The following is an 11,598-nucleotide window of genomic DNA, read 5'->3' as shown; positions in this document are numbered from 1 at the left end:
GAGAGTAGATATGAGTACGAGATTGGGTATATATGATAAGTGGGAAAAAGGCTTCAAAAAACACTTGAAATCTCTTTTGGCAAATCAAGTGCAGACTGATTTATTTGTAGGTACATTAAAAGAGTATTGTCAAACAGGCGATTTTGTATCGAGTCCGTTTAAAGAGAAACCATCTGTAAGCCCAGCATGGTTCCAGTGGGAGCAATCACGATTGAATGGTGGCTTAGTTTATCTTTCTAGAATACATGCAAAGACTTATGAACTAAATGTACTAAACAGTCAAGTTTGTAATCTAGATTGCTTGGGTAATTCTTTTTTGGCTTCTTATTTTTCTAGTTTGATTGATATTCACATGTACAGTTCATTTTCGGTGCGTTTTGGTCGTTCTTGCGATATGTCACTTGATATGAAGGTTGTTCCGTATGCATCAATCGGTTTTTTGATTGGCGCACAGCCACAGGCTTTGAGTTTTTCCCGTTTGTTGATTAAAGCTTTCCACAAAAAATGGTTTAATTATCAAGAGTATCCAATATTTTGTTTTATGTTGCGTATTCTTGCAGATTTTTTGGATGAGAAACCGTTAGAGCTGTCTGGCAAAGCAGCACAGGAAATTCTATTCCACGAATTATTTAACGAGTGGAAAAATCCTGATCCTGATTCAATTGCTGAGTTATGCCTGGCTGTCTGTGATTATCATACTCATCAATGTAAGCCAGATAGTGGTAATAAATGGCATGAATTCAACAATGGCGAATGGGTTTGGTGGCCAATAGAAATTAATTTATTGTTTAAGCTTCGTGAACTGTTGGGGTTTAAAAACCCCGATATTAATCATCCACTAATGAATACTACATTAGGTCAATTGCCTGCAGAGAAGGAGTTTGTGATGGATGACTTACTGCTAAAAGTTTTGGAAAGAATGCAGAGCCAAGGATTTGATGAAAATGAAGTTTTTGAAAAAATTTACTCCGAAAAGTTTTAGTTTATTGAGGGTGAGTTTGTTTCTTCTGGTAGCTCCATTGGTTATTGCCTGCACCCCAACCCAACGTCCCCTAAAAAACGGCCAAGGCTACGTGGTGGTTCCCGCAGGCGAAAACCACTACCGCATCGAGTATTACCTCAAGCACGCAAAACTCGCCGAAATCTACTGGAACACCACCGCTGTGCAATTATGCCCCGGTGGGTTTCAGGTTTTGTATAACAAAAAACACGTCCTGAATTTTGATATGTATGTGCCAATCGCAGGCAATAACGTCAATATCGGGCGGCAGGAATTTATTCAGTATGGTGAAGTGGCTTGTGATGGCGAACCGTCAAATGCAATTGTGCTTACCGAAAGCAAATGGCGTGAATTTAATGCGGAAACAAAATCGATAAAGCCGGTGAGTGACCGCTGGCTGACGGAAACGCTACAGCTTTACGTTAGCCATTTGGCTGATTTACCGACAACAACCTCTGTTGCAGCGCTTACAAAGATATGGGGGAAACCCAGACAGCAATCGAGGCAGAATAATGAATTGCTGTCAGTGTGGGTAAAAGGTGGTGATAGTTGGTTCCCCAACCAGATTGGATTGCTCGAACAGGATCAACAATTAAAACTCATCATTGTGTTGCCCGGTGTGAGTGGTTATTTGGCGGGGTTGATTGAAAAATCATCCCTGCAAGGTAAAAATCTGGAGTCGTTGATTACAACGGGTATTTTGCCTGCGTATTTTTACCGGCCGTGATGATTTGTATTTGAGTATCCTATTCAGAGTAACTACTCTCTGTTCTAAACGCTTCGCCAGTCATATAAAACTCCCCACCCGCCATGTAATGAATGCTGCGTTTTTGCGGATCAGCGGAAAAATGCCAGCGGCCATCGATAAATTGTTCTGCGTCTGCATAGGCTGCAACAACTTCGCCGATGATGACATCCATTGACTCAGCGCCTTGCTTGATCACTTTGCATTCCAGCCAGCCGATGCAGTCTTCAATCAAGGGTGCGCTAATCTGTGCGGCGGGAAAGGTCTTTATCGCGTAGCGTGCAAATTTATCTGTATCGCGGCCAGATATATCGCCAACATCTAACGTCAGTTTTGCAATTTTTCGCATGGGAAATTGCAACGCAAATTCACCACTGGCATCAACCAATTCTCGTGTGTAGGTATTTTTGTCGATCACCACTGCAACTTTAGCCGGTGAAAAATCTACCGGCATTGTCCATGACGCGGCCATAATATTGCGCTGGTTTCCGTACGCGCTCGTGACGATGCTGACGGGGCCATGGTTAAATAATTTGTAGCTGTCTTTGAGCGGGATAGAAATGTGTTTTGTCATGTTAAAAGGCTAACCCTGTTCCGACATATAAATTCCAGAAGTTGGCTTTGCTTTCGCCCGGCTCACCAAAGTGTTGATAATCCACGCCCACACCTAACAACATATGCTCGTGTATGCGCAAACCGATTTCAGCATTCCCTTCAACAAGTGCTTCCCAATCATCAAGTTCCGGTTGTTTGAATTTAAATCGGCCTGCCCCTGCACCTACGCTCCCCATTAAATAAATTCCTGAGTCATAGGCAAATTCGTCGTAAGTCAAACCGCCAAAGCCAACGGCAAGTGTCTCTACTTTGGCATCGGGCATGGAGTTGTCGAGATTGGTAATACTTTGTTGCACGCCGAGGTAAATGGGAATGGGAGAAAATATAATTTTAGCGCCCAGGGTTCTTTCAAATTCCATATCGTATTTTTCATAACTGCGGTCGCCGCGATCAAATTCATCCTCATCGGCGTCGATAATGCCTAGCGGGGAATATTTGAGTTGCAGTACAAAGGGTGCATCATTTTGTGCAAGCGTGGCATGTGTAAACAGCGAAAATAAAATGCAAGCAATCATCTGCTTCATAATGTTTTCCTTTATGAAAGGGTATACGGGTAGATGTTAGTTTTGGCTCTGGCTCTGACTTTGTGTGGGAATAAAGTCGTCTTCTATTCTTCGCACATCAACCGATACAAATAATTGTGGTGAATGCCCGCCGCCGAAGATTACACCTTTGAGTGGTGCTACATCGGAGTAGTCGCGCCCCCATGCGGTGGTGATGTGTTGTTCGCCGGTAATTTTATTGTTGGTGGGGTCAAATTCATACCAGCCTTCGCCGGGGGAATAAACAGCAAACCAGGCGTGTGTAGCGTCGGCGCCGATTAATTTCTCTTGCCCCGGTGCCGGCAGTGTTTCCAGATAGCCGCTGACGTAGCGCGCGGGATAGCCTAAGGAACGCAAACAGCCAATCGCAAAATGGGCAAAGTCCTGGCATACACCGCGTTTGTATTTGAGCACATCGGCGAGTGGGGTAGCGACATCGGAAAATTCCGGGTCATAAATAAAATCGGTAAAAATCCGCTGGGTTAACTCCATCACTGCCGATAAAAATGGGCGGTCATCCGGGAAGGATGCGGCTGCGTATTCCGCCAGATCAGGATGCTGCTGTACCATCGGGGAGTCCAGCATAAATTCGCGTGCGCACAGGGTTTCCCAATCTTTACTGTGCTTCAGTAAATATTTCACGTAGGTGCAGGGATTACCGAAATCCAGGTTGATATTGATTGCGGTATCTTTAATGGTAATTTCGCTGGTGATGCTGACATCCAATTCGGTGTGGTCTTTTTCTATTGAAAACTGCAGGAATTGATTGCCAAAATAATCCGTGCGCATATTGCGTGTTGTGGCAAGCGGCGAGACTTTTACCTCGATTGAATCGATACGCTGTTTTTCCGTGTAGCGCGGCAGTACATAAGCAAGGTTATAGCAATTGCTTACGGATAGCGCATAGCGGTAGCGAGTGCTGTGTATAATCCTGTATTTCATACAAACACCTGTCTCATAAGTGATCCTGCCATTCACTATTTTTGACCAATAATTGCGGCCCCTCAGCGTGATCAAAATAGCGCTGGCCAATGGCTTTGGCGGCGGTGCCGATTAAATATTGCAGGCGCGAAAGCAATTGATCCAATTCGCCGCGAATACCATTAGCGGTTTTGGCGAGCGTTTTAATATCGCTTAACTTTAACGCGGTAGTCGCTTCCAGCAGTAATTTATGTTCAGTACTGAATTCATCGCGGTTATCGGGTAGATCGGCAAAGTGATGTTCCAATTGTGTCAGCTGATAAATCAACGAGCGCGGATTTTTACTGTTGAGCATAATCATTTCCAATCCTTGGTCGATGCGAATGCCGTTTTGATAGCGGCGGCGATAAGGAATTAACGCTTCACCGCAGAGCAGGCTGGATTCAATTAATGTTTCCTGTTCGACTTCATCAAAACTGGTGACCAGCAGTGAGCGCAGAGTGTTGACGATTTGCAGCGCGCGCTCCAAACGGCGCCCCATCTCCATAAAGTGCCAGCCACTGCCGCGCGTCATGCTTTCATGGATTAATCCGGCAAAGGCGAGCAGAGTGGTAATGAGTGGCGCCAATGCTTCTTCCGGTGCGGAGAGTGCATCGGGTTCCAGTGCAATTTTTAATTGCTCCAGTTCATCGCCAATATCGTTAATGACGCGTTGCGTATCACTGGATAATTGTTCTTTGACTTGCTCTGCTGAGTGAACCATTGCCATTAAATTATTGGCAACGCTGCCGAGCCGCTGTTGATCCAAAATAATAGAAATCATTTCCGGTTCCGGATTTTTCAGCAGTGCTGTGTGCAAACTGGTAAAGCCGGGGTAGGTCGCGGTGACATGGGTGATGGCACTTAATAGTGTGCGGCACACTGCGTCGGGTAACTTTTCGGTTTTATTTAATTGGATAAATACCGTGCGTAATAAACGCATTGCCGATTCGGCGCGTTCTGCGTAGCGCCCCATCCAAAATAAATTTTCCACCACCCGGCTGGGTAACGCGTTGCTGCTTTCGGCTGCAGGTTGTGTATCGAGCGGGCGCAGGCTGATTTGTTTTTCCGGTTCCGACGCCAATACCCAAGTGTCTTTGGAAACAGAGCCGCGTTGGTTGGAAATAATTTTTTTATCAACATCGAGATTCACACGGGTAAGGCCGCCGGGCATCACCGAATAGGAGCTTTCGCTCGCAACCGCAAAGGTGCGCAAGACCGAGGCGCGGGGCTGGATAAGCCCTTGATGCCAGGTGGGTGTTTGTGCACCCATAACATATTCCTGCGCGACAAACTGCAGCGGATTTTTGCGGATGCGATTTTGCCAGGCTTGTAATTTTTTATCGTCCAAATCTGCGCCGTAGACTTCATACAAACCGGGGCGACGATAAGTGGGTTTAATTAATAAGTGTTTTAAATTTTTGCACACGTATTCCAAATCATCGCTATTGCCACACCACCAAGTTTTCACGGAAGGCATTTGCAAGTCGCGCCCTAAAAGCGCCTGCGAAATTTCCGGCAAATAACGTAGCAGCGCCGGATTTTCCAATACGCTCGAACCGAGCGGATTGGCGATGGCAACATGGCCGAGCCGCGCGACTTCCAATAGACCCGGTACACCCAAACGCGAATCGCCTTTTAATTCTACCGGGTCGCAATAAATATCGTCCACGCGGCGCAAGATCACATCGACGCGTTTTAGGCCGTCGAGTGCCTTCATCCACACATAGCCGTTGCGCACACTCAAGTCACTGCCTTGCACTAATTGGAAACCCAAATAATTGGCAAGATAGGCGTGTTCAAAATAGGCTTCGTTATAAATACCGGGAGTGAGCACCACAATGCGAGCAATGCCGCCGTTGGGATTTAATTCATGCAAACGCTGACGCAGGCGCGAAAAAAATAATGACAGGCGATGCACATGGCTATCGCGGAATAAACTGGGGAACACGCGGTTCATCACCGTGCGATTTTCCAATGCATAGCCCGCGCCTGACGGTGCCTGGGTGCGGTCGGCCATTACCTGCATGCTGCCATCGGGCGCGCGTACCAGATCGGCGCCGTGCAAAATGAGTTGATGGCTGCCTTGCAATTTTATATTTTGGCAGGGGCGCAAAAAACCATGATGGGAAAATAATAAATCGGGCGGGATTATGCCTTGGCGTACCAGCTTGCGTTCGCCGTAAATATCTTGCAACAACAAATTAAATAATTCGGCGCGTTCAACCAGCGAAGTTTCTATCTGGTTCCATTCATCGCTATTGATCAGCAGCGGAATGGGGTTGAGTTGCCAGCTTTGGTTTGCATCCGGCTCGTCGTAAATTTTGTAGGTGGCGCCATCGTCACGCAAAATGCGGCGGGTTTTTTTCTGGCGCTCTTCAATCGCATCATGCCCCAGGCTTTGCAAGCTGTGAAGCAAATACCGCCAATGGGGGCGAATCCTGCCCTCGCTGTCATAGGCTTCGTCCACACCATGTTGCGGCGCGGGATAGATAAAGTCCTTAATGTTGGCTGGATCGACCGGATTTTCCATAAGCGTGGAATAAGGATTCATAAAAATAATTTGTCATTGTTATACGTATGACGCCCATTGTAACCCGATTTTGTTGTGCTCAACCTATACGCTCCCAAGCAGGGCTTGGGAGCAAGGTGTGTCAAGCAATAATTACTTGCGCAAATCCAATGTGTGCGGATATTCATCGGCCGGTTCTTCTGGCGGTGGTGCCATAGGTCTGGGCGGATGTTTGTGTTCAAAAAACTCACGCAAGATTTTTCCTGCCGGTGTAATCGGCAAGGCTCCGGGTGTATGGTTGATATCAAAGAAGCGGTTGCCACGGCGCGATTCCGCTTCATTGGCATTCACCGGGAAGCGATCATAACTGCGGCCACCGGGATGGCTGACGTGGTAGGTGCAACCGCCAATGCTTTTGCCGTTCCAGGTATCAATCAAATCAAACACCAGCGGTGAGTGAATGCCGATGGTTGGATGCAAAGCTGATGGTGGCTGCCAGGCGCGATAACGCACGCCGCCAACAAATTCACCGTGTTTCCCCGTTGCATTCAAACACACGCGGCGACCATTACACGCGAGTATATAACGCCCTGGTGTTAAGCCGCTGACTTTGACTTGCAAACGTTCGAGCGATGAATCCACATAGCGCGATGTACCAAAGCTGCTGACTTCTTCACCCAGCACATGCCAGGGTTCTATCGCCCAGCGCAATTCGATTTCAATATCATCCAACTGCACGCGGCCATAATGCGGGAAACGGAATTCTTCAAATGCTGCCAGCCATTCAAGTTGGAAGGGATAGCCGTGCTCATTTAAATCGTTGACCACATCGCGTAAATCTTCCCACACATAATGCGGCAACATAAATTTATCGTGCAGCAGCGTACCCCAACGTACCAGTGGTTTTTTGTAGGGTTCTTTCCAGAAGCGACTGATCAAGCAGCGCAATAATAAAATTTGCACTAGCGACATACGCGCATGGGGCGGCATTTCAAAACCGCGGAATTCCAGAATACCCTGACGGCCGCTGGCAGTACCGGGCGCATACAATTTGTCGATACAAAATTCGGCGCGATGGGTATTGCCGGTAATGTCGATTAGTAAATTGCGCATCAAGCGATCTACCAGCCATGGTTGATCGACTATGCCTTCCGGCATTTGTTGAAACGCGATTTCCAATTCGTACAACATTTCGGCGCGGCCTTCATCGGCGCGTGGTGATTGGCTGGTTGGCCCGATAAATAAACCGGAAAATAAATACGACAAGCCGGGGTGATGTTGCCAATAAGTGACAAGGCTGCGCAATAAATCAGGGCGCCGTAAAAATGGACTGTTCGCAGGTGTTGAGCCGCCGAAGGTGACATGGTTGCCGCCACCGGTGCCTGAGTGGCGCCCATCAAGCATAAATTTTTCGGTGCCCAAGCGGCATTGACGCGCGTCTTCGTAGAGTGCTTCAGTGTTGTTGACTAAATCCGCCCAGGTTTCTACCGGATGAATATTCACTTCAATTACACCTGGGTCGGGCGTAATTAAAAATTTCTTCAAGCGATAATCTTTTGGTGGTTCATAACCTTCCAATACTACCGGCATATTCAAGGTCGCGGCGGTATCTTCAATCGCTTCGATTAACGCGACGTAATGTTCAAGATAAGTCAGCGGCGGCAAAAATAAATGTAAACGACCATCGCGTGCTTCAAAACACATGGCGGTGCGAATCACATATCCCGCTTCAATATAATTCGGCTTTGGTGCGCCGCCCAGTGCGGCTTTTTGTTCGGCAATTTTTTGTGCGATGGTATTTTTGACCGCACCGCTTTTTTCTGCCGTTAGCGCCGTTGCCTGCTGGCCTTTGGTTGCAAGTGGTTCACGCGGGCCGAGTGGATCACTTTCCGGTTGGTAACGCTCGTATTCATGTTTGGGGAATTCGAGTGAATTTAATGGTAAACGTAAACCGAGAGGAGAATCACCCGGTACTAACATGAGTTCGCCGGTGCGTAATTTCCAGCGACCGGTCAGCCAGCTTTGATTGGTATAGTTTTGGTTCTGGCTATAGTTCCATTCAATCGGTAATACATAGCCACTTTCAGTATTTAATCCGCGCGATAATAATTTTGCGATACGACGACGCTCCAGGTCATCTTTTAAATCGGCTTCGAGTGGATTGATATCTGGCGGTAGTGTTTGCTCCGCCCAGAGGTAGTAGAGCACATCTTCATATGCAGGAATTAAATGATCGCTATTGACGTGGATTTTTTCACACAAGAGTTGCGCGAATTTTTTTGCATCGATATGGGTGAGGCCGTAACTTTTATCAGCGCGCGCCAATAAATGCGGATTATTCCAGAGGGCTTGGCCATCGGTGCGCCAGAAACAGCCGAGCGCCCAACGCGGTACTTCTTCACCAGGGTACCATTTGCCTTGGCCATAGTGCAGTAAACCATTCGGTGCGAACGTTTCGCGCATCCGGAGCAACAAATCTTTTGCGAGACGCAATTTATCGGCGCCCAGTGCACCCGTATTCCACTGCTCGGATTCCATATCGTCAATTGACACAAACGTGGGTTCACCGCCGGTGGTCAAGCGCACATCCTGTTCAATTAATTCTTTATCAACGGCAGCACCGAGAGCGTTGATAGTTTGCCATTGGTCTTCGGTGTAGGGTTTGGTTACACGCGGATCTTCAAGGATGCGGAACACTTCGTTGCTGTACGAAAATTCCACTTCACATTTACTGGTAGCACCGGTGATAGGTGCAGCGGAAATCGGATCGGGTGTGCAGGCGAGTGGGATATGCCCTTCAGTCGCTAGTAAACCGGAAGTTGGGTCGAGACCAATCCAGCCAGCGCCGGGAATATAAATTTCAGTCCATGCATGCAAGTCAGTGAAATCTTTTTCCGGGCCGCTGGGGCCGTCCAGTGCCTTGATATCTGCAGTGAGTTGCACCAAATAGCCGGAAGCAAAACGTGCGGCGTAACCCAAGTGGCGGAAAATTTGTACCAGTAACCAGGCACTGTCGCGACAGGAGCCTTTAGCGAGTGTCAGGGTTTCTTCACAGGTTTGGATGCCGGGCTCAAGGCGCACACCATAACCAATCGCTTGCTGCACCATCTGGTTGATACTCACCATAAAGTCGTTCACCGCCCAGGGTTTTTCACTCAGCTGGCGGTGGCGGATATCGGCTTTGATCTTATTTACTATCTCCATCAATTGCGGTCCGTTTTCGCTGATTTCGAGATAGGGAATTAATTCGCGCTGCAATTGCTCGTCGTAATCAAATGGGATGTGTTGCGCGTAGTCCTCCACAAAAAAATCGAAGGGATTGATGGAGGTCATATCGGCGACGACTTCGACTTCAATCGACAGGGTTTTGGTCTGCTCGGGAAATACCAGACGCGCTTGAAAGTTGCCAAAAGGATCTTGCTGCCAATTAATAAAATGATCAGCGGGTTCGATTTTGAGGGAGTAGCTGTGAATTTTGGTGCGGCTATGGGGCGCTGGGCGTAAACGTAGTACATGGGGAAAGAGTGAAGTCAGGCGATCAAATTCATATTTTGTCTTGTGATGAATGGCAACGCGGATAGCCATAAATTAATTCCTTCCTGCAAAGTGCGGTTTATGGATCATGCTGGTGCACTCAAGTGTGCACCAGGCTGGGAAAAGGGCAAGTTATTATCATCCCCGTCGGTTGTTACGCTATTTAGGTCGCGGTGATGGCCGCTTAACTTGCCTACTATTTTTGCTGCTATTAGTAAGGCAATAACTGCACCATAAGTGCCCTAAGGTAAAAAATGGGTCTGACAGAAACAAAAAAGCGCCAGTATCGGTTGGATACTGGCGCTTTCAGGGCATTCAGTGATGAGCAATTAGTTTTGCGGCGGTGGCGGTAACTGCAAAAAAGCTTCTACGATCAGGCAATCCCAGGATTTGGTCAGCTCGCGCAGGTACTGGTTATCCGCCTCAAACACAGAGTGCTTCATGTAGCCGCTGTTAGTGGCGTAGGTCATCAGCTCAATGGGTGGGCCAACGGTAAGGTTGGACTTCATAGTGGAATCCATGGAGACCAGGGCGCAAAGCGCTGCGGTATCCAGGCCGGTTTCGGGTTTTAGGATACGATCGAGGATCGGCTTGCCGTATTTGCTCTCGCCAATCTGTAAATAAGGTGTTTGCTTGGAGGTGGTGATGTGATTGCCCTGTGGGTAAATCAGCATAACCGCCGGTGAATCGCCGTTAATTTGCCCGCCCAACAGGAAACTCGCTTCGAAACTGACATTACTGTTGTGCTGGGCGTGCTTTTCCTGAATGGTGACACTGATTTCGCCCACGTAGTCGGCGGCATCGTGGATGCTATCGAGTGTGGCGAGGCTAATATCGGCGCCGTCTTTGATGTCCTTGCGAATCTTCGCGATCACGGATTGGGTGGTAGCAAGATTACCGGCCGAGTTGATCACGATCTGGCGATCGCCCTCAATGCCGAAGTGATACATCTTGCTATAGGTGCTGACCTGATCAACACCCGCATTGGTGCGCGAGTCTGAGCAAAAAATCAGGCCCGCATCGACTTTGATCGCAACGCAATAGGTCATAACAGCAACCAAGACTCAGGAAAAAAGGGCGCTTAGATTAAGAGTCGTGGGGGCATGCGTCAAGGTGAATTTGGCGCGATAAGTCAGCACTGCTATTGGGCTACCTCTCTTTCTTGGAGGTATGACTTTTTCCGAACCTGGCGGTACGTTTGCATAAATGAAAACACTATTCGACTTTTATGCCACTTTACTGCGAAGGTTTGCATGACTGTTACGTTTTTAACCCTTCAAAACCGGATGCTGTTATTCGGACGCCGTACATAGTTTCTTGCTAAATAATGACCTTGCTTATTGTTGGTAATAAGTCATTCATTACAGCGAGGTCACTATGTTTTTAAGAAAAAATAATTATTTGTACAGCACGGGCGTAGCCATATGCTTGATATTAGGTGGATGTGGTGGCGATAAAGGAAATTCAATATCGAAGAGTTCAATATCATCTGTTGTGGTTTCTTCTAGCAGTAGAGAGCAAATTTCTTCATCTTCATCTTCATCTTCATCTTCATCTTCATCTTCATCTTCATCTTCATCTTCATCGTCATCTTCATCTTCATCCTTATCTTTATCGCCTTCGTCTTCGTCTTCGTCGTCTTCATCGCAGTCGTCTTCATCGCAGTCGTCTTCGGACCTCAAGCTACAAA

At 47.5% G+C, this 11,598-nt stretch carries 9 protein-coding genes; 2 read left to right on the top strand and 7 right to left on the bottom strand.

Features of this window, described 5'->3' with window-relative positions:
• Positions 1 to 10: 10 nt before the first annotated feature.
• Positions 11 to 982, top strand: coding sequence for a hypothetical protein (locus tag J2X05_RS19715; protein ID WP_310075844.1), 972 nt, complete (start codon positions 11 to 13; stop codon positions 980 to 982).
• Positions 945 to 1,727, top strand: a complete 783-nt coding sequence (locus J2X05_RS19710; RefSeq protein WP_310075841.1) for a hypothetical protein — start codon at positions 945 to 947, stop codon at positions 1,725 to 1,727. The genes J2X05_RS19715 and J2X05_RS19710 overlap by 38 nt, the downstream gene beginning before the upstream one ends.
• Positions 1,728 to 1,746: 19 nt before the next feature.
• On the opposite strand, the gene J2X05_RS19705 is transcribed toward J2X05_RS19710, so the two are convergent.
• From J2X05_RS19705 to J2X05_RS19675, 7 genes are all read right to left on the bottom strand, one after another.
• Positions 1,747 to 2,319: a flavin reductase family protein gene (locus J2X05_RS19705; protein ID WP_310075839.1), complete on the bottom strand. Its 573-nt coding sequence runs from the start codon at positions 2,317 to 2,319 to the stop codon at positions 1,747 to 1,749.
• Position 2,320: 1 nt separating this feature from the next.
• Entirely contained in the window at positions 2,321 to 2,884 is a 564-nt protein-coding gene (locus J2X05_RS19700; protein WP_310075838.1) for a hypothetical protein, read from the bottom strand.
• A gap of 36 nt (positions 2,885 to 2,920) precedes the next feature.
• Positions 2,921 to 3,844 (bottom strand): transglutaminase family protein, encoded by a 924-nt coding sequence (locus J2X05_RS19695; protein WP_310075836.1) that lies wholly within the window; start codon positions 3,842 to 3,844, stop codon positions 2,921 to 2,923.
• Positions 3,845 to 3,857: 13 nt separating this feature from the next.
• Positions 3,858 to 6,416 (bottom strand): circularly permuted type 2 ATP-grasp protein, encoded by a 2,559-nt coding sequence (locus tag J2X05_RS19690; protein ID WP_310075834.1) that lies wholly within the window; start codon positions 6,414 to 6,416, stop codon positions 3,858 to 3,860.
• Between the two features lie 111 nt (positions 6,417 to 6,527).
• Positions 6,528 to 9,959, bottom strand: coding sequence for a transglutaminase family protein (locus tag J2X05_RS19685; protein ID WP_310075832.1), 3,432 nt, complete (start codon positions 9,957 to 9,959; stop codon positions 6,528 to 6,530).
• A 278-nt stretch (positions 9,960 to 10,237) separates the two neighbouring features.
• Positions 10,238 to 10,957 carry a proteasome-type protease gene (locus J2X05_RS19680; protein ID WP_310075831.1) on the bottom strand — a complete coding sequence of 240 codons (720 nt, stop codon included), beginning with the start codon at positions 10,955 to 10,957 and terminating at the stop codon, positions 10,238 to 10,240.
• Positions 10,958 to 11,305: 348 nt separating this feature from the next.
• On the bottom strand, positions 11,306 to 11,590 hold the full coding sequence (locus tag J2X05_RS19675; protein WP_310075985.1) for a hypothetical protein: 285 nt from the start codon (positions 11,588 to 11,590) through the stop codon (positions 11,306 to 11,308).
• Positions 11,591 to 11,598 lie beyond the last annotated feature (8 nt).

Origin of the sequence: Cellvibrio fibrivorans (assembly GCF_031457055.1) — a bacterium.
In the GTDB taxonomy this organism is placed as follows: Bacteria; Pseudomonadota; Gammaproteobacteria; order Pseudomonadales; family Cellvibrionaceae; genus Cellvibrio; species Cellvibrio fibrivorans.
Note: the sequence above shows the minus strand (reverse complement) of the source record. Positions and strands in the feature narration are given on the sequence as shown.

Excerpts from the sequence above, each read along its gene's own strand:
- J2X05_RS19680 (WP_310075831.1), bottom strand. The coding sequence starts at position 10,957 with ATGACCTATTGCGTTGCGATCAAAGTCGATGCGGGCCTGATTTTTTGC.
- J2X05_RS19705 (WP_310075839.1), bottom strand. The coding sequence starts at position 2,319 with ATGACAAAACACATTTCTATCCCGCTCAAAGACAGCTACAAATTATTT.
- J2X05_RS19700 (WP_310075838.1), bottom strand. The coding sequence starts at position 2,884 with ATGAAGCAGATGATTGCTTGCATTTTATTTTCGCTGTTTACACATGCC.
- J2X05_RS19690 (WP_310075834.1), bottom strand. The coding sequence starts at position 6,416 with ATGAATCCTTATTCCACGCTTATGGAAAATCCGGTCGATCCAGCCAAC.
- J2X05_RS19685 (WP_310075832.1), bottom strand. The coding sequence starts at position 9,959 with ATGGCTATCCGCGTTGCCATTCATCACAAGACAAAATATGAATTTGAT.
- J2X05_RS19710 (WP_310075841.1), top strand. The coding sequence starts at position 945 with ATGAAGTTTTTGAAAAAATTTACTCCGAAAAGTTTTAGTTTATTGAGG.
- J2X05_RS19695 (WP_310075836.1), bottom strand. The coding sequence starts at position 3,844 with ATGAAATACAGGATTATACACAGCACTCGCTACCGCTATGCGCTATCC.
- J2X05_RS19715 (WP_310075844.1), top strand. The coding sequence starts at position 11 with ATGAGTACGAGATTGGGTATATATGATAAGTGGGAAAAAGGCTTCAAA.